Raw genomic sequence first — 18,645 nt, forward strand, 5'->3', positions numbered from 1 at the left:
CTGTAGCCGGCGTTGCCCCAGCGGGGGCGGCTTTTCGTACACCGATGGGCCTCCCTGCCTTGGGTAATGTGCGCGGGTGGGCCCGGCCCCGGGTCCGCGCGGGGCGCCAGTGGAACAGCGCCCCGCGCGGCCCGTGTGAGTGGTACGGGGGTGATCAGCCGGTGAAGGTGCCGGACTTGACCGTGGCCCAGTCGCCGCCCTTGACGGTGTAGACGGTGAGCTGCTTGTTGGTCGCGTCACCGAACTCGTCGAAGGAGACCTTGCCGGTCACGCCGTCGAAGGAGACGTTCTGCATGGTGTCGACGACCTTGGAGCGGGCGTCGTCGGGGAGCTTGCCGTCGTTGTCCTCGACGACCTTCTTGACGGCCTCGATGATCGCCCAGGCGGAGTCGTAGGAGTAGCCGCCGTAGGCCTCGAAGGCCTCCTTGTAGCCCTCGGCCTTGTAGTTCGCGACGAACTCCTTGGCGGACGGCAGTGTCTCGACGGGCGCGCCGACGGAGGTGGCGAGGTCGCCGACGCCCGAGGCGCCGGACAGCTTGATGAAGTCGGCGCTGTAGATGCCGTCACCGCCGACCAGCGGGATCTTGGCGCCGGCTTCCTTGATCTGCTTGCTCAGCGGGCCGGCCTGCGGGTATTCGCCGCCGTAGTAGACGACGTCGGCGCCGGAGTTCTTGACCTTCGTCGCGACCGCGCTGAAGTCCTTGCTCTCCGGGTTGATGTGCTCGGTGCCGACCACCTGGCCGCCGAGCTTCTTGAACTCCTCGGTGAAGGTGGCGGCCAGACCGGCGCCGTAGGTCTTCTTGTCGTCGATGACGAAGACCTTCTTCTTCTTGGCGTCGTTGTAGACGTACTGCGCGGCGAACGGGCCCTGGATGGCGTCCGTGGTCGCGGTACGGAAGTACGACTTGTACGGCCGGACCTTCTCCTTGGCCCAGTTGACGCCCTGGGTGAGGGCGGGGTTGGTGTTGGCCGGGGAGACCTCGACGAGCTTGGCGGTGTCGAAGACCTTCTGCATCGCCTCGCCGACGGAGGAGTTCAGCGGGCCGACGACACCGAGCACGTCCTTGTTGGCGACGAGCTTGGTGGCGTTCTGCTGGCCGACGGAGGCCTGGCCCTGGTCGTCGAGGGCCTCGATCTTGAAGGTGACGCCCTCGACGTACTTCTCCTTGTTGGCGGTCTTCGCGGCGAGGTCCACGGAGTTCTTGATGCCGAGGCCGAGCGCGGAGAGGTCGCCGGTCAGCGGCGCGTCGACGCCGATGATCACGGTGGTGCCACCGTTGCCGGAGTCCGAGCTGCCGCCGCCGTCGTCGTCGCGTGAGCCGCAGGCGGTGAGGGTGAGTGCACCCGCCGCCAGGGCGGCGGTGATGGCGATGAGCGAACGTTGACGCACGATCCAGTCCTTTCCCCTGACAGCCGTTTCCCGGTGGAGACGGCCGAGTCGAGCGCTGGGCCGAGTGAGAATCAGGCGGCGCGGTGACTGGCCGTGACTCTAAGCGTGTGTGGGGAATGCGGAGGAGACTCTGGCCAAGGCTGTGACGCTCTTGTTATGACACGACGTATTGCAGAGCGGTACTGAGTGGGGGGAAGAGCAGAATTCCCGCCGTTTTGCCCTGTCCGCATCGTGAGAAACCGCAGGACTCGGCGGGGGTGGTTCAGGTGTATCAGGCGTTTTGCTGATTACCGGAATTCGTTGCTGCAGGCTACCTGCAGGGCCTGCGACAGGTCTTGTGCGTACCGGGCTCCCAGGATGAAGCTGTGCACCTCCTTTGCACGCGTGTTACGCAGTGTTACATCCAGGAAAGGGAGCCCGGCGTTCCGTGGCACTTTCCCGCATTCCGTCACCTCTGCAGTCACGGTGATCTTGCGTGGCGATCCGCTTTTCACCCCGAAAGGGACGGCTGGGGTGGAGGTGAGGGACAGGCCCGCGTAGGGCTGGGAAATGTGCAGAACGGTCACCGGAGGGCCGGATTCCATAAATGCTTGTATTGTGAATTCAAAAGTTCGCAAAGCCCCTTGTGAGCCTCTGACCTGCATGTCCAGGTACGCGAAGGCGGTCACCTGGCTCGGGAACGGAGGCTCGGGAGGTGGTTCAGGGCGGGGCCGTGTGAGGTACAGGGACGCGCCGCCGGCCAGGACGGCCACGGCGACAAGGGCGCCGGCCGCGGTCCTGCGACGGCGGGGCGACCACTGTGGGAGGAGCGCGCGCCGGGGGCCGGGGGCGGGGTCCGTGTCCTGGACGTGCGTGTCCCCCTCCGGCTCCACCGGACCGACCCCGCCCCCGCTCATCGCCAGGGCCCCTCTCCGGGCCCGCCGCCCCGGTACCACGCCTCGCACCCCTCGCGCGCCTGACGGTCGATCAACGTGTCGACGTCGTACTTCCCTTGGCGTCGGGCGGCCCGGGCGGCGTCCACCACCTCACGCAGGATCTCGTACTGGCCGCCGGACATCCCCATGGACTGGTAGTCGCCGTACCCGCGCCCGTCGAGCACCTCACGCGACCAGTGGCCGACGATGCTCACGCACAGGTCCACGTCGGAGGTCACCCGGGGTGACGGTGACGCGGGGACAGGCGTCGTCGAGGGGGCGCCGCGCGCCTGGCCCGAACCGACCGCGCCGCACCCGGCCACGGTCACCGTCAGGCCCGCCGCGAGCGCGGCCAGCAGAGGCACACCGAACGCCCCCGGCCAAGAGGTGCTGCCCCGTCCCATGCCCCGAAACGCTAAGGCGCCTGCGGACCGCAGGCAATGGCGGTGACGGGCACGGTGTCGCCGGGGAAACGGGGGAGTGGTGCGCGCGCGGCGGCCCGGAGGCGGTGTGTCGAGGTGGCCCGGGCGGGGCGCGGGGGGCGCGCGAGCGGTACGGGGCGGTCGGGAGTGCGGGGATGCGGGGCGATCAGGGGCGCAGGGCGGTGGGGGTGGTCCGGGGGGTGCAGGGCGGTGGGGGTGGTCAAGGGGGGGCGCGTGGTGACAGAGGGCGCGGTGCGGGGCGCTGCGCTCCCCGCACCGCCAACCGTCGTCAGCCCGCGGCCTTCTCCGCGTCGCCGGGCCGCGCGTCCCGCAGCAGGCAGGTCAGCCGGGCGGTGCACACCCGCTTGTCCGCCTCGTCGGTGATCACGATCTCGTACGTCGCCGTGGAACGCCCCCGGTGCACCGGGGTGGCGACGCCGGTGACGAGGCCGGAGCGCGCCCCGCGGTGGTGCGTGCAGTTGAGGTCCACCCCGACCGCGATCTTGTGCACGCCGCCGTGCAGCATCGAGCCGACGGAGCCCAGCGTCTCCGCCAGCACGGCGGACGCGCCGCCGTGCAGCAGGCCGTAGGGCTGGGTGTTGCCCTCCACCGGCATCGTCCCGACGACGCGCTCCGCCGACGCCTCCGTGATCTGCACGCCCATCCGCGTGCCCAGGTGGCCCGCCGAGAACAGCGCCCGCAGGTCCACACCGAGCGCGGCGTACTCGTCGATGACCTCCTGCGGGAACCTCACCTGCTGCGACTCTCCCATGGGCCCGGCTCCAATCGTCGTGCGTCGGTACGTCGGTACGTCTGTGTGCTGAGCGAACGCTCAGTCGGTCGCCGATTGTTCCAGACGCACCACGACCGACTTGCTGGCCGGGGTGTTGGAGGTGTCCGCGGTGGCGTCCAGCGGCACCAGCACGTTGGTCTCGGGGTAGTACGCGGCGGCACAGCCCCGGGCCGTCGGGTAGTGCACGACGCGGAAACCGGGCGCCCTGCGCTCCACACCGTCCTTCCACTCGCCGACCAGGTCGACGTAGGCGCCGTCCGCCAGCTTCAGCTCCCGCGCGTCCTCCGGGTTGACCAGCACCACCCGGCGGCCGTTCCTGATGCCCCGGTAACGGTCGTCCAGACCGTAGATCGTGGTGTTGTACTGGTCGTGCGAGCGCAGCGTCTGCAGCAGCAGCCGCCCCTCGGGCAGGTGCGGGTACTCCACCGGCGCCGCGGTGAAGTTGGCCTTGCCCGTGGCGGTGGGGAAGCGGCGCTCGTCGCGCGGGGCGTGCGGCAGGGCGAAGCCGCCGGGACGCGCCACGCGCGCGTTGAAGTCCTCGAAGCCGGGCACCACGCGCGCGATGCGGTCGCGGACCGTCGCGTAGTCCTTCTCGAACTCCTCCCACGGCACGTCGTCCTGCGGGCCCAGGACCCGGCGGGCCAGCCGGCACACGATGGCCGGCTCCGACAGCAGGTGCGAGCTCGCCGGATCCAGGCGCCCGCGCGAGGCGTGCACCATCCCCATCGAGTCCTCCACCGTCACGAACTGCTCGCCGCTCGCCTGCACATCGCGCTCGGTGCGGCCCAGCGTCGGCAGGATCAGGGCGCGCGCGCCCGTGACCGCGTGCGAGCGGTTCAGCTTCGTCGACACGTGCACGGTCAGCCGCGCCCGGCGCATCGCGGCCTCGGTGACCTCCGTGTCGGGGGAGGCGGAGACGAAGTTGCCGCCCATCGCGAAGAACACCTTCGCCTCGCCGTCACGCAGCGCGCGGATCGCCCGTACGACGTCGTAGCCGTGCGCACGGGGTGGCGCGAAGCCGAACTCCCGCTCCAGGGCGTCCAGGAACGCCGGCGCGGGCCGCTCGAAGATGCCCATCGTGCGGTCGCCCTGCACGTTGGAGTGACCGCGCACCGGGCACACGCCCGCGCCCGGACGGCCGATGTTGCCGCGCAGCAGCAGGAAGTTGACGATCTCGCGGATCATCGGCACCGAGTGCTTGTGCTGGGTCAGGCCCATCGCCCAGCAGACGACGATGCGTTCCGAGTCCAGCACCATGCGCAGGAAGCGTTCGACGTCCTCGCGTGCCAGGCCGGTCGCGGTGAGCGTCTCGTCCCAGTCGGCGGCGCGGGCGGCCTCGGCGAACGCGTGGAAACCGTGGGTGTGATCGCGGACGAACTCCTCGTCGACCGCGCCCGGGGTGTCCAGGATCAGCTTGTTGAGGAGACGGAAGAGGGCCTGGTCGCCGCCGATGCGGATCTGCAGGAACAGGTCGGTCAGCGTGGTGCCGGCGGTCAGGCCCTTGGGCGTCTGCGGGTTCTTGAAGCGCTCCAGGCCCGCCTCGGGCAGCGGGTTGACGCTCACCACGCGCGCGCCGTTCCGCTTGGCTTTCTCCAGGGCCGACAGCATGCGGGGGTGGTTGGTGCCCGGGTTCTGTCCGGCGACGACGATGAGGTCGGCCTGGTACAGGTCCTCCAGCAGGACGCTGCCCTTGCCGACGCCGATCGTCTCCGACAGGGCCGAGCCGGACGACTCGTGGCACATGTTGGAGCAGTCGGGCAGATTGTTGGTGCCGAGCTTGCGGGCGAAGAGCTGGTAGAGGAACGCGGCCTCGTTGCTGGTCCGGCCCGAGGTGTAGAAGACGGCCTCGTCGGGGGACGACAGCGCGGTCAGTTCCTCGGCGACGATGTCGAAGGCGCGCTCCCAGCTGACCGGCTCGTAGTGGTCGGCGCCCTCCGGGAGGTACATGGGGTGGGTCAGCCGGCCCTGCTGCCCCAGCCAGTAACCGCTGCGGCGGGCCAGGTCGGAGACGGGGTGCGCGGTGAAGAAGTCCGGGGTGACCCGGCGGAGTGTGGCCTCCTCGGCCACCGCCTTGGCGCCGTTCTCGCAGAACTCCGCCTTGTGCCGGTGCTCCGGCTCGGGCCAGGCGCAGCCCGGGCAGTCGAAGCCGTCCTTCTGGTTGACGCTGAGCAGCGTCAGCGCCGTGCGCCTCACACCCATCTGCTGGTGGGCCATGCGCAGCGAGTGGCCGACCGCGGGAAGTCCGGCGGCCGCCCGTTTCCGCTCGGCCACCTGCGGCGCGTCCTGAACCGGGTCACCCTGGGGTGGCTTCGTTGCCATCGCGCACTCCTGTTCACGCACATGTGTGAGGTGGATCTCTTCGATCCTCGCACGGGGGGAGGGACGGGCCTACGGTGCGGTCCGGTGGGGGCTGGGGTCGCGTGCCTGCGGCGCAGGGTCGTGCGGTCCGGTGGGGGCGGAGGTCGCGTGCCTGCGGCGCAGGGTTGCGGTGTGGTGGGGGCGGGCGTAGCGCCCACGGGCGGTGGGTGGTGCGGGGCCGGGGGGGGGGGGGGGGGGGGGGGGGGGGGGGGGGGGGGGGGGGGGGGGGGGTCGCGCCCCGGGGGGGGGGGGGGGGGGGGGCGGGGGGGGGGGCGGTCGTCCTCGGTCTGGCGCGAGAGTGCGTCCCGGGAGGCACAGGGCGCGGACGCGCCAGCCGCTGCGGGCGCCCACCCCCACCCCGTCCCCTCCCCGCCGTACGCGGCTACACCGACACCGACACCGACTCCGGTGGCGGGGGCGGGCGGTGGGCGCAGGTGTCGCCAACTGTGGGCAGTCGTGCCGCCTGGGGCGGCACGGGTGGGCGCGGCGGCGCCCCGGAAGCGCCGGGCTGCGTGAACACCGCCCGGCCCACACCGGCACCCGGCGCCCGTTGCCCCGTGGGCGAGGACGCGGGCGGTGGGCGCAGGTGTCGCCAACTGTGGGCAGTCGTGCCGCCTGGGGCGGCACGGGTGGGCGCGGTGGCGCCCCGGAAGCGCCGGGCTGCGTGAACACCGCCCGGCCCACACCGGCACCGGCGCTTCGTTGTCCCGTGGGCGGGGGCGGGGCTCGGTGTCAGTGCGGCGTGGCAGGATCGGAGGCGTGGCAGACACAGCATCGAAGAAGACCGACCAGACCCCCGGCGGAAGCCGCCCGCGCCTGATGCTCATGGACGGGCACTCACTGGCGTACCGCGCGTTCTTCGCGCTGCCCGCGGAGAACTTCACCACCGCGACGGGCCAGCCGACGAACGCGATCTACGGCTTCGCGTCGATGCTCGCCAACACCCTGCGTGACGAGGAGCCCACGCACTTCGCGGTCGCCTTCGACGTGTCCCGCAAGACATGGCGGTCCCAGGAGTTCACCGAGTACAAGGCGAACCGCTCCAAGACCCCGGACGAGTTCAAGGGCCAGGTCGAGCTGATCGGCGAGCTGCTCGACGCGATGAACGCGCCGCGCTTCGCCGTCGAGGGCTTCGAGGCGGACGACGTCATCGCCACCCTCGCCACCCAGGCCGAGGCCGAGGGCTTCGACGTGCTGATCGTCACCGGCGACCGGGACTCCTTCCAGCTGGTCTCCGACCACGTCACGGTGCTGTACCCGACCAAGGGCGTCTCCGAGCTGACCCGCTTCACCCCGGAGAAGGTCTTCGAGAAGTACGGCCTCACGCCCGCGCAGTACCCGGACTTCGCCGCGCTGCGCGGCGACCCGTCGGACAACCTGCCCGGCATCCCCGGCGTGGGCGAGAAGACCGCCGCGAAGTGGATCAACCAGTTCGGTTCCTTCGCCGAGCTGGTCGAGCGGGTCGAGGAGGTCAAGGGCAAGGCCGGACAGAACCTCCGCGACCACCTGGAGGCCGTCAAGCTCAACCGCCGCCTCACCGAGCTGGAGCGCCGGGTGGAGCTGCCGAAGGGCGTACTCGACCTGGAGCGCACCGCCTACGACCGCAAGGCCGTGGCGATGATCCTCGACACCCTGGAGATCAGGAACCCGTCGCTGCGCGAGCGCCTGTTCGGCGTCGACCCGGGCGCCGAGGAGGCCGACACCACCCCGGTCGTCACGGACGGCGTGGAGGTCGACGGAACCGTCCTGGGCACCGGCGAGCTGGCCGGCTGGCTGACGGAGCACGGCACCGGCCCCCTCGGCGTCGCCGCCGTCGACACCTGGGCGCTCGGCACCGGCTCCGTCGCCGAGATCGCGCTGGCCACGGCGGACGGACCGGCCGCCTGGTTCGACCCGTCCGAGCTGGACGAGGCCGACGAGCAGACGCTGCGTGCCTGGCTCGGCGACGCCGCCCGGCCCAAGGTGTTCCACAACGCCAAGCGCGCCATGCGGGTCTTCGCCGAGCACGGCTGGGAGATCGAGGGCGTCACCATGGACACCGCGCTCGCGGCGTACCTGGTCAAGCCGGGCCGCCGTTCCTTCGACCTGGACGCGCTGTCCCTGGAGTACCTGCACCGGGAGCTGGCGCCCGCCGCCGCCCCCGACGGGCAGCTGGCCTTCGGCGCCGACGACGGCGCGCAGGCGCAGTCGCTGATGGTGCAGGCGCGCGCCATCCTCGACCTGGGCGAGACCTTCGAGGGCCACCTGGCGGACGTGGGCGCCTCCGACCTGATGCGCGACATGGAGCTGCCCACCTCCGCCCTGCTCGCCCGCATGGAGCGGCACGGCATCGCGGCCGACCGGGCGCATCTGGAGGCCATGGAGCAGATGTTCGCCGGTGCGGTGCAGCAGGCGGTGAAGGAGGCGCACGCGGCGGCGGGACACGAGTTCAACCTGGGCTCGCCCAAGCAGCTCCAGGAGGTCCTCTTCGGCGAGCTGGCCCTGCCCAAGACGAAGAAGACCAAGACCGGCTACACCACGGACGCCGACGCCCTGGCCTGGCTGGCCGGCCAGACGGACAACGAACTCCCGGTGATCATGCTCCGGCATCGTGAGCAGGCGAAGCTGCGGGTCACCGTCGAGGGCCTGATCAAGACGATCGCCGCCGACGGCCGGATCCACACCACGTTCAACCAGACCGTCGCCGCGACGGGCCGGCTGTCCTCCACCGACCCCAACCTGCAGAACATCCCGGTCCGCACGGACGAGGGCCGCGCGATCCGCCGCGGCTTCGTGGTCGGCGAGGGCTTCGAGTCCCTGCTCACCGCCGACTACAGCCAGATCGAGCTGCGCGTGATGGCGCACCTCTCCGAGGACGCCGGCCTGACCGAGGCGTTCACCTCCGGCGAGGACCTGCACACCACCGCCGCGGCCCAGGTGTTCTCGGTCGAGCAGTCCGCGGTGGACGCGGAGATGCGCCGCAAGATCAAGGCGATGTCCTACGGCCTGGCCTACGGACTGTCCGCGTTCGGCCTCTCCCAGCAGCTGAACATCGAGGCGGCGGAGGCGCGCCAGCTGATGGACGCGTACTTCGAGCGCTTCGGCGGCGTACGGGACTACCTGCGCCGCGTCGTGGACGAGGCGCGGGCGACGGGCTACACGGCGACCCTCTTCGGCCGCCGCCGCTACCTGCCGGACCTCAACAGCGACAACCGTCAGCGCCGCGAGGCGGCGGAGCGGATGGCGCTCAACGCACCGATCCAGGGCACGGCGGCGGACATCGTGAAGATCGCCATGCTGAACGTGGACCGCGCGCTGCGCGAGGCGGACCTGCGCTCCCGCATGCTCCTCCAGGTCCACGACGAAATCGTCCTGGAACTGGCCCCCGGCGAGCGTGAGCAGGTCGAGGACCTGGTCCGCCGCGAGATGGCGTCCGCCGTCGAGCTGCGGGTCCCCCTGGGCGTCTCGGTCGGCGTCGGCCCGGACTGGGAGTCGGCGGCACACTGAGGCCGGCCGCGTGGCCGCGGAGAGCGTGACCCGATCGGGCGGACGTCCGATCGGCTCACCTCGCCGGTGCGCGGGGTGCGGTGCGCGGGGACGGCTGTGCATGGGCCGCAGCGGCTTCGGTGGGGCGCCGGGCTTCGGCCCGCGGCGGCAGTGGTGCGCCGTCGGCCGCCTGCGGGTGCCGCGCGTTGCGGCTGAGGGGTGTCCGACCGGTGGGGCCGCCACCGACGGTCCGACAGAGCACCTCGCGTCTCGGACGCCGCGCGTCGCGGGCGTCGTCGGGCGGAATGCGCGGGACTCTCCGGCGGGCGGCGGGCGGCGGGCGGCGGGTGCCTGAGCCGGGCGGGGTCCTGAGAGGCGCCGTGTGGGCGTCGGGGCCTCCGGCCGGGCGGGACCGCGCGGGACTCTCCGGCGGGCGGCGGGTGCCTGCTCCGGGCGTGCTCCTGAGAGGCACCGTGTGGCTTGGTCCGCCGCGTGGGGCGGCCGGCCGGAAGGGCTTCCGTGGGGGCGGCGGGGCGTATACCGGGCACGGGGGTGGTTCACCCGCGTGGCCCCCGCAGGGGGGCCGTCGGTGAGGTGGGCGGACAGCATGCCATGCATGGGTATACGCATGCTTCACCGCAGAGCGGCACCCCCGCGGGCCGGATCCGACGGACCCATCCCCAAGACGTTTCCGCCGGTCCCGGTCTTCGCGGCCGCCGCAAGTACCGCCCGCATCCCCGCCGAACTCACCACCGGACTCCGTGACGCCGCCGCACGCCTCGGCCGCCGCCTCACCGACGGCCGGTGGAGAACCGGCCGCACCCCCACCGCCCCCGGCCAGGGGACCGAGCAGCCGCCGTGGCGGCTGTGGGCCGAGCTGGCCCGCGCCTACCTCGCCCTCGTCCTCACCCTGCTGCCGCGGCCCCGCCCGGTCCGCACGGTCACCGTGTTCGTCGCCGCGAGCGAGACGCTCAGCGTGCGGCCGTACGGTCCGGCCGCCGCGTATCCACGCCCGCAAGGTCCTCCGTGGGCGGGACCGGACGCCACACCCTGACGGCCACGGCGTACACCGGCAGCGCGAGGACCAGCCCCGCGCCCGCGCCGAAGCACACGGTCGGAATCAGCTCGTAGGGCTTCGCGACGGAGCCCCAGTAGGCCCACCACCGCGAAGCCCTCAGCGCCGCCGCCACCAGCGCGCAGCCGCCGATCAGCGCGAGCGCCCACCACCGGTCGCCCGCGGACAGCACCGGCACCCCCGAGGGCCCCGCGGCCCCGGGGACCGCGCGGCGCACCGCCCGCGCCACGAACAGCGCGACCACCACCGCGGCCACCGCCGAACTCCCGTACTGCGCGTACCAGTACACCGGCGACCCGCCGATCTCCTCGCCCAGCACCGGGACGAGCCGCGTCCCCCACCGGTCGTGATGGGTGAACGCGTCCCAGACCACGTGCGTCGCGACCCCCAGCACCGCCGACACGTACCAGCGCGCCACCAGGGAGGGCCGTACGCGCGCCCGCGGCGCGCCGCACCGCGTCAGCGCCGCCACCCGCCCCCGACCCGTCCGCGGCAGCAGCGCCACCAGCGGCTCCCGCACCAGCAGCCACAACCCCACCAGCAGCCAGGCGATGACGACGTCGACGGTGAACACGCCCCAGGCCGCGTGCGTCACGTCACCGAACTCCATGGCCCCGGACACCACACTTGCCGCGTAGTAGGTCATGTCGGGCGCGAAGCTGCCCGCGACCAGCACGGCCGGGACCAGCGGGCCGCGTCCGCCACCGTCGGTGCGGACGGCGGGCAGGACCGCCGCCGCGTGGCTGAGTGTGAACGGCAACGGGACTCCTCGCGGCAGGGGTTGGCCGGGACGGCCGACAGGCGCGTCGGCCGGCGGCCCCGGTGATCGGCGCACCCAGTATTCGGCAGAACGCGCCGCCGCCGGCCGTCACCCCGAGGACCTGCCTGTCGAAGAGATGGCCAACCGGTGAATATCGGGCAGCAACGGGTGTCCGCGCAAAGCAAGTTGTCGTAGGGTCGCGAGGGTCGCCGAGCCGGTGCCGCACAACAGGGCAACCGGCGGGGCGCACGGATCGTCACAACAGGGCGGGCACAGCACACGGTGACGGGCGCCGACAGCGCCCACGGGAGGGGTTCACTCTATGGCGGCGCAATTCGGCAGGAGGCTGCGCAAGGGAGCGGCAACCACCGCCGTGGCCGCGGCAGCGGTGGCGGCCCTGTCCGCGTCCCAGGCTCCCGGCGTGACGGTCGACGACCAGGGCAGACAGAACACCGGCGACGCCACCTCCGCGCCCGACGCGACCGTCGACGGCGACGACAGCGCCACCGGCAACTCGCCGTACTACACGGACCTCCCTCCGCTCAGCAGCCCCAACCCGTCGCCCTCCGCGGGCTCGGAGACCGGCACCGGAGCCCGGGGCACCACGGAGGCCGGCATACCCGCGACCGTCCTCGACGCCTACAAGAAGGCCGAGGCCGCGCTGCGCGAGAAGAAGCCCGGCTGCAACCTGCCCTGGCAACTCCTCGCCGCCATCGGCAAGGTGGAGTCCGGTCAGGCCCGGGGCGGCCGGGTCACTGCCGACGGCACCACCGTCTCGCCGATCCTCGGCCCCCAGCTCGACGGCAACGGCTTCGCCCTCATCAAGGACACCGACAACGGCGCCTACGACGGAAACGCCACCTACGACCAGGCCGTCGGTCCCATGCAGTTCATCCCTTCCACCTGGGAGTGGGCGGGCCGCGACGGCAACGGCGACGGCCGCAAGGACCCCAACAACGTCTACGACGCCGCCCTCGCAGCCGGTCACTACCTGTGCCGCTTCGACTGGGACCTGTCCGAGCCGAAGGACCTGAGGAAGGCGATCCTCAGCTACAACAACTCCACGGACTACCTGAACACCGTCCTGTCGTGGCTGGAGTTCTACCGCAAGGGCACGCACGAGATCCCGGACGGCAGCGGCAGCCTGCCGGTGGACCGCAGCGACGACGGCGTGCGCCCCGGCATCACCCCGTCGGCCCCGGGCACCACCCCGCCGGCCAGGCCCGGCACCCGCCCCGGCAAGCCCTCCGGTTCCCGGCCCACCCCCACCTCGCCCGCCCCCGGCGGCCCGAGCGCGCCGCCCACCACGCCGCCGGCGACCACCCCTCCGACGCCCACCGACACGGTCGGCCGTCTGGAGGACGCCGGCACGGCGAGCCTGACCGCCATGGCGGGTCACACCTTCGCCGAGCGCATCAGTACCCGCGCGGAGACCGACGCGGGCAAGGCGGTGGCCAAGGTGCGGATCCGCTTCACGATCGTCGGGGACACCGACACCGCCTTCGCCGGCGGGGAGAGCGTGGCGACCGTCGTCACCGACGCGTCGGGTGTCGCCGTGGCGCCCGCGCTGCTGGCGGGGGAGAGGACCGGCGCGTTCGCCGTCCAGGCCGCCGTCGTGGGGCGCTCCGTCAAGGGGGTCGCCTACAAGGCCACGGTCACCGAGCGGGCCGCCGACGCGCTCGTCCGCACCGGCGAGAAGGCGCTCACGTGCGTGCCGGGCGGCGAGTTCGCCGAGCCGGTCGAGGTCAGGGCGACCTACCGGGGCGAGGCCGCGGGCAAGGTCGCCGTCGCCGCCACCCTCGTCACCTCGGCCGACGATCTCACCGAGAACGACAAGGGCCCGTTCTTCAAGGACGCCGACGGCAAGGCGGTCCGCACCCTGACGGGGCTGAGGACGGACGCGGACGGCCGGCTGACCCTGCCGAAGCTGTACGCGGACGACACCGCCGGCACGTTCCTGCTCCGCCTCACCACGGCGGGCGGTGCGACCCTCACGGTGGAACTGACCGTGGCCCCGGCCGACACCCCGTCCCCGGACCCGGACCCTTCCTCCGACCCGGACCCGGACTCCTCTGCCGACCCGGACCCGGCCCCTACGGGAAGCCCGACGCCCTGACGCCCTGACGCCCGCTCACCGAGGTGAGCGGGGGGTGGCGGCCCCCCTCACCGCCCCGCACCTGAGCGGGCTCTCAGCGGCGCAGCCGTGTGTTCGTGTGGCGGGTCGGCGGGGCCGACGTCGGATCCTCGGGCCAGGGATGGCGGGGGTAGCGGCCGCGCAGTTCGGCGCGTACCTGCTGGTAGCCCTCCCGCCAGAAGGACGCGAGGTCGGCGGTCACCGCGGCGGGCCGTCCGGCCGGGGACAGCAGGTGGACCAGCAGCGGCACCCCGGCGACCGTGGGCGACTCCTGCAGCCCGAACATCTCCTGCAGCTTCACGGCCAGCACCGGCCGCTCCGGGTCGGACCAGTCGATCCGTATCGCCGACCCGCTGGGCACCGTGATCCGCTCGGGCGCCAGCTCGTCGAGGCGCGCCGCGTCCCCGGAGGCCCACGGCAGCAGCCGCCCCAGCGCCTGCCCGGCGTCGATCCGGGCGAGGTCCGCCCGGCGCCGCGCCCGGCTCAGCTCCGGTTCCAGCCACTCGTCCACGCGCGCGTGGAGCGCCTCGTCGGACACGTCGGGCCAGGGCGCGCCCCGTCGCGCGTGCAGGAACGCCAGACGCTGCCGCAGGACGTCCGCCCCGGCCGGCCACCGCAGCAAGCCGAAGCCCTCCCGCCGCAGCCCGTCCAGCAGCGCGGCGCGCACCAGCGACGGGTCGGGGTCCGTGAGCGGCCGCGCGGTCAGCTCCACCGCCCCGAGCCGTTCGACGCGCCGCGCCACCACGTCCCCGTCGGCCCAGTGCACCTCCTCGCGCCGCTCCGTCAGCGCCCCCGCCGCCCAGCGGGCCACGTCCTCGTCCACGGCGGCCCCCAGCAGTACGCGCGCGTGCCCGCGTCCCACGGGACGGTCGGCCACGGCGACGGCGATCCACTCGGTCCCGCGCAACGCGGACGCCGCCCCCACCTCGGCACGGGTTCCACCCGTCATCAGGTACGACCCGCCCTCCGCCCGCGCCACCCGCTCGGGGAAGGCGAGCGCCACGACGACACCGGCCGCACGCTCCTCCGCCCCGGCCCCGGCCCCGGCGGCAAGCACCGCACCGCTTCCCCCGCCCACACCCGCACCCACGCCCGCGGACGCGGATGCCTCCCTGCCGCCTTCCGCGGCGTCCCCGGGCGTCCCGCCCGCCTCGGACGCCGCCCGGCGCAGCCGGCGCACCTCCGTGCGCCAGCGGGCCGCGTACCCGTCACCGCCACGGCGCGCGGCGCGCAGCGCGGCGGCCAGGTCGTCGCCGTAGTCCCGCGGGGGCTCCTCGGAGAGCAGGGCGACGACCTCGGCCGCGAGACCGGGACCCACCCGGGGCGCGGCGTCCATCAGGGCGCGCCCCAGACGCGGATGCAGGCCGAGGCGGGTCAGACGGGTGCCGCGCTCCGTGGGGCGCCCGTCCGGACGTACGGCGCCGATCGCCGCCAGGACGTCCCGGGCCGCCGCCATCGCACCGCCCGGCGGGGCGTCCAGCAGCGCCAGCCCCGAGGCGTCCGGATCGCCCCAGCAGGCCGCCTGCAGCGCGAACGCCGTCAGGTCGGCCACCCTGATCTCGGGGGAGGGGAACGACGGCAGCCGCCCGTCCTCCGCCTCCGCCCAGCAGCGGTACACCGCGCCCGGGGCCTCACGTCCGGCGCGGCCCGCCCGCTGCCGCCCCGCAGCCCGCGAGGCCCGTACCGTCGCCAGGGCGCTCAGCCCGCGCGCGTGGTCGACACGGGGCTCACGGGCGAGGCCCGAGTCCACGACCACCCGCACACCGGGCACCGTCAGCGACGACTCGGCGACGGACGTCGCCAGCACCACCCGGCGCCGCTCCCCGGGCGACAGCACCGCGTCCTGCACGGCGGCCGGCGCCCTGCCGTGCACCTGGAGGACGTCCACCCCGGGCAGGCCGCCCAGCAGTCCGGCCACGCGGGCGATCTCCCCGACCCCCGGCAGGAACACCAGCACGTCGCCGTCCCGCTCCGCCAGCGCCCGGCGCACCACCGCCGCCACGTGCGTGAGCAGCGCCGGGTCCACCCGCATGCCGTGCGGCGGCCGTACCGCGCGCGGGGGCGGCGCCCACACCACGTCCACGGGGTGCGCGGTACCCCGCGCCTCGACCACGGGCGCGTCGCCCAGCAGCCGGGCCCACCCCTGCGCGTCCGTCGTCGCCGACGCGGCCACCAGCCGCAGGTCGGGCCGCAGCGTCTCGCGCACGTCCCACAGGAACGCCGCCGCCGTGTCCGCGTCCAGGTGCCGCTCGTGGCACTCGTCGAGCATCACGACGTCCACCCCGGCCAGCTCCTGGTCGCGCTGCAGCCGCTGGAGCAGCACACCCGTGGTGACGACCTCCACGCGCGTGTCCGGGCCCACGACCCGCTCCCCGCGCACCGTGAAGCCGACCGGCCCGCCGGCCCGCTCGCCCAGCAGCCACGCCATGCGCCGCGCCGCCGCGCGGGCCGCGATCCGCCGCGGCTCGGCGACCAGCACCCGCCGCGCGGGGCCAGCGCCCCACAGACCGGCCAGCACCAGCGGCACCAGGGTCGTCTTGCCGGTGCCCGGCGGGGCGACCAGCACGGACGTGCCGTGCGCGTCGAGGGCGCCGGCGAGCCCGGGCAGGGCCTCGCGGACGGGAAGGGACTCCAGGGCGTCCTGACGGATCACGCGCTCAGTCCCGCGCGCACACGAAGATCGCCGTACCGGGGATCAGGTTGCCCCGCAGCGGCGACCAGCCGCCCCACTCGGAGGTGTTCCAGGCCGGCCACTCCGGCTCCACCAGGTCCACCAGCCGGAAACCGGAGGCGACCACGTCACGCACCCGGTCCCCGAGCGTCCTGTGGTGCTCCACGTACACCGCGTTCCCGCTGTCGTCCTGCTCGACGTACGGCGTGCGGTCGAAGTACGACCCGGACACGCTCAGCCCCTCCGGGCCCGGCTCGTCGGGGAACGCCCAGCGGATCGGATGGGTCACGGAGAACACCAGCCGCCCGCCCGGCCGCAGCACCCGGTGCACCTCACGCAGCACCAGCCGCGGATCGGCCACGAAGGGCAGCGCGCCGTACGCCGAGCAGGCCAGGTCGAAGGAGCCGTCGGCGAAGGGCAGGGCGACCGCGTCCGCGCACACCAGGGGGAACGCCCCGCCGATGCGCAGCGCGTGCTGGAGCTGGCGGTGCGAGATGTCCAGGGCGACGGGACGGGCGCCCTGCGCGGCCAGCCAGCGGGAGCACTGTGCCGCGCCGGCACCCAGCTCCAGGACGTCGCGCCCCTTCAGCTCCTCCGGCGGGCCGAGCAGCTCCGCCTCCACCTCGTCCAGGCCCTCGGGGCCCCACACGAAACGGTCGTCGCCGAGGAAGGTGCCGTGATCGCTCTGGTACTCGTCGGCGTTGCGGTCCCACCAGCCCCGGTTGGCCCGGGAGCTCTCCGTGACCCCGGCCTGCCGCCGGGTCGCCTCGGGTTCGGGGACTTCGGGCTCTTGGATGATGGGCTCCCTCGTCGTACTCTTCCGTCCAGCCGGGTCCCCGGTGTGTCGCCGAGGGGGTCTTCTTCACCCCTGCGTGGCCTCGGGAGACGGCAGTTGTGCCGGTTATGCGGCGATCCGCCCCGGGTGGGCGGCTTCGCGCATTGACCCTGCCCGGCCGTCCCCGTATGCTACAAGTTGCGCTGCGGGCCTGCGCACCTCAGACGTAGCAGGCTGCGCTCGCATCTGTATGTATGTCCCCTCGGTTGTCGAGGCGTCACCGGTTTCTCGTGGCGCTTCCTTGGCTGTCCGGCTTCTGCAGAGCGAAACGGGCTCCGGCGTAGCAGTACCTACGACTTCAATGTCCGTACCGGAGCCCTTTCCCACATGACGAGCAGCACCGAGACCACCGCCACCACCCCGCAGGTAGCGGTCAACGACATCGGTAACGAGGAAGCCTTCCTCGCCGCGATCGACGAGACGATCAAGTACTTCAACGACGGCGACATCGTCGACGGCGTCATCGTGAAGGTCGACCGGGACGAGGTCCTGCTCGACATCGGTTACAAGACCGAAGGCGTTATCCCGAGCCGCGAGCTCTCGATCAAGCACGACGTCGACCCCAACGAGGTCGTCGCCGTCGGTGACGAGATCGAGGCCCTTGTTCTCCAGAAGGAGGACAAGGAAGGCCGCCTGATCCTCTCGAAGAAGCGCGCCCAGTACGAGCGTGCCTGGGGCACCATCGAGAAGATCAAGGAAGAGGACGGGATCGTCACCGGTACCGTCATCGAGGTCGTCAAGGGTGGTCTCATCCTCGACATCGGCCTCCGTGGCTTCCTTCCGGCCTCCCTCGTGGAGATGCGCCGTGTCCGCGACCTCCAGCCCTACGTGGGCAAGGAGCTCGAGGCCAAGATCATCGAGCTGGACAAGAACCGCAACAACGTGGTCCTGTCCCGTCGTGCCTGGCTGGAGCAGACCCAGTCCGAGGTCCGTCAGACGTTCCTCACCACCCTGCAGAAGGGTCAGGTCCGTTCCGGCGTCGTCTCCTCGATCGTCAACTTCGGTGCCTTCGTGGACCTGGGTGGCGTCGACGGTCTGGTCCACGTCTCCGAACTGTCCTGGAAGCACATCGACCACCCCTCCGAGGTCGTCGAGGTCGGCCAGGAGGTCACGGTCGAGGTCCTGGACGTCGACATGGACCGCGAGCGCGTCTCCCTGTCGCTGAAGGCGACCCAGGAAGACCCGTGGCAGCAGTTCGCCCGCACCCACCAGATCGGCCAGGTCGTGCCCGGCAAGGTCACGAAGCTGGTTCCGTTCGGTGCGTTCGTCCGCGTGGACGAGGGCATCGAGGGTCTGGTCCACATCTCCGAGCTGGCCGAGCGCCACGTGGAGATCCCGGAGCAGGTCGTCCAGGTCAACGACGAGATCTTCGTCAAGGTCATCGACATCGACCTCGAGCGCCGTCGCATCAGCCTCTCGCTGAAGCAGGCCAACGAGGCCTTCGGTGCCGACCCGTCGACGGTCGAGTTCGACCCGACCCTGTACGGCATGGCCGCGTCCTACGACGACCAGGGCAACTACATCTACCCCGAGGGCTTCGACCCCGAGACCAACGACTGGCTCGAGGGCTACGAGAAGCAGCGCGAGGAGTGGGAGCGCCAGTACGCCGAGGCGCAGCAGCGCTTCGAGCAGCACCAGGCGCAGGTCATCAAGTCCCGCGAGGCGGACGAGAAGGCCGCTGCCGAGGGTGGCGAGGCTGCCGCTCCGGTCGCGTCCGGCGGTGGCGGCGGTTCGTACTCCTCCGAGGGTGGCGACCAGTCCGGCGCCCTGGCTTCGGACGAGGCGCTGGCCGCGCTTCGCGAGAAGCTGGCGGGTGGCCAGAGCTGAA

11 protein-coding genes are annotated in these 18,645 nt (G+C 72.8%); 4 read left to right on the plus strand and 7 right to left on the minus strand.

The window, feature by feature from the left end; translation table 11 throughout:
* Positions 1-154: 154 nt before the first annotated feature.
* The 4 genes from ACIF8S_RS32040 to ACIF8S_RS32055 all read right to left on the minus strand — a co-directional run bounded on the left by ACIF8S_RS32040 (position 155) and on the right by ACIF8S_RS32055 (position 5,838).
* Positions 155-1,390 carry a branched-chain amino acid ABC transporter substrate-binding protein gene (locus ACIF8S_RS32040; protein WP_400003902.1) on the minus strand — a complete coding sequence of 412 codons (1,236 nt, stop codon included), beginning with the start codon at positions 1,388-1,390 and terminating at the stop codon, positions 155-157.
* An 892-nt stretch (positions 1,391-2,282) separates the two neighbouring features.
* Positions 2,283-2,708, minus strand: a complete 426-nt coding sequence (locus ACIF8S_RS32045; RefSeq protein ID WP_400003904.1) for a hypothetical protein — start codon at positions 2,706-2,708, stop codon at positions 2,283-2,285.
* Between the two features lie 307 nt (positions 2,709-3,015).
* On the minus strand, positions 3,016-3,498 hold the full coding sequence (locus ACIF8S_RS32050) for a PaaI family thioesterase (protein ID WP_400003906.1): 483 nt from the start codon (positions 3,496-3,498) through the stop codon (positions 3,016-3,018).
* A 60-nt stretch (positions 3,499-3,558) separates the two neighbouring features.
* Entirely contained in the window at positions 3,559-5,838 is a 2,280-nt protein-coding gene (locus ACIF8S_RS32055; protein WP_400003908.1) for an FdhF/YdeP family oxidoreductase, read from the minus strand.
* A gap of 798 nt (positions 5,839-6,636) precedes the next feature.
* On the opposite strand from ACIF8S_RS32055, the gene polA reads away from it, so the two are divergent.
* Positions 6,637-9,363, plus strand: a complete 2,727-nt coding sequence (polA, locus tag ACIF8S_RS32060; protein ID WP_400003910.1) for a DNA polymerase I — start codon at positions 6,637-6,639, stop codon at positions 9,361-9,363.
* Between the two features lie 607 nt (positions 9,364-9,970).
* Positions 9,971-10,396 carry a hypothetical protein gene (locus ACIF8S_RS32065; protein ID WP_400003912.1) on the plus strand — a complete coding sequence of 142 codons (426 nt, stop codon included), beginning with the start codon at positions 9,971-9,973 and terminating at the stop codon, positions 10,394-10,396.
* On the opposite strand, the gene ACIF8S_RS32070 is transcribed toward ACIF8S_RS32065, so the two are convergent.
* Positions 10,314-11,177 (minus strand): DUF4184 family protein, encoded by an 864-nt coding sequence (locus ACIF8S_RS32070; protein ID WP_400003914.1) that lies wholly within the window; start codon positions 11,175-11,177, stop codon positions 10,314-10,316. The genes ACIF8S_RS32065 and ACIF8S_RS32070 overlap by 83 nt on opposite strands.
* 322 nt (positions 11,178-11,499) lie before the next feature.
* Here ACIF8S_RS32070 and ACIF8S_RS32075 point away from each other — a divergent pair, with 322 nt between their 5' ends.
* Positions 11,500-13,293, plus strand: a complete 1,794-nt coding sequence (locus tag ACIF8S_RS32075) for a lytic transglycosylase domain-containing protein (RefSeq protein WP_400003916.1) — start codon at positions 11,500-11,502, stop codon at positions 13,291-13,293.
* A gap of 73 nt (positions 13,294-13,366) precedes the next feature.
* Here the strand turns inward: ACIF8S_RS32075 and ACIF8S_RS32080 are convergent, their stop codons facing one another.
* Both ACIF8S_RS32080 and ACIF8S_RS32085 read right to left on the minus strand, forming a co-directional pair.
* A complete protein-coding gene (locus ACIF8S_RS32080; RefSeq protein WP_400003918.1) occupies positions 13,367-15,964 on the minus strand; it encodes an ATP-dependent RNA helicase in 2,598 nt (865 codons plus the stop codon).
* A gap of 4 nt (positions 15,965-15,968) precedes the next feature.
* Positions 15,969-16,781, minus strand: a complete 813-nt coding sequence (locus ACIF8S_RS32085) for a class I SAM-dependent methyltransferase (protein ID WP_400004004.1) — start codon at positions 16,779-16,781, stop codon at positions 15,969-15,971.
* A gap of 363 nt (positions 16,782-17,144) precedes the next feature.
* On the opposite strand from ACIF8S_RS32085, the gene rpsA reads away from it, so the two are divergent.
* Complete coding sequence (gene rpsA / locus ACIF8S_RS32090; RefSeq protein ID WP_145825223.1) at positions 17,145-18,644, plus strand: 30S ribosomal protein S1; 1,500 nt, start codon at positions 17,145-17,147, stop codon at positions 18,642-18,644.
* Position 18,645 lies beyond the last annotated feature (1 nt).

The organism is Streptomyces sp. NPDC085937 (assembly GCF_044540535.1).
Lineage (GTDB): Bacteria > Actinomycetota > Actinomycetes > Streptomycetales > Streptomycetaceae > Streptomyces.

Bases quoted from the DNA above. Each gene is read 5' to 3' on its own strand.
- ACIF8S_RS32045 (WP_400003904.1), bottom strand. From the start codon at position 2,708: ATGGGACGGGGCAGCACCTCTTGGCCGGGGGCGTTCGGTGTGCCTCTG.
- ACIF8S_RS32050 (WP_400003906.1), bottom strand. From the start codon at position 3,498: ATGGGAGAGTCGCAGCAGGTGAGGTTCCCGCAGGAGGTCATCGACGAG.
- ACIF8S_RS32055 (WP_400003908.1), bottom strand. From the start codon at position 5,838: ATGGCAACGAAGCCACCCCAGGGTGACCCGGTTCAGGACGCGCCGCAG.
- ACIF8S_RS32065 (WP_400003912.1), top strand. From the start codon at position 9,971: ATGCTTCACCGCAGAGCGGCACCCCCGCGGGCCGGATCCGACGGACCC.
- ACIF8S_RS32075 (WP_400003916.1), top strand. From the start codon at position 11,500: ATGGCGGCGCAATTCGGCAGGAGGCTGCGCAAGGGAGCGGCAACCACC.
- rpsA (WP_145825223.1), top strand. From the start codon at position 17,145: ATGACGAGCAGCACCGAGACCACCGCCACCACCCCGCAGGTAGCGGTC.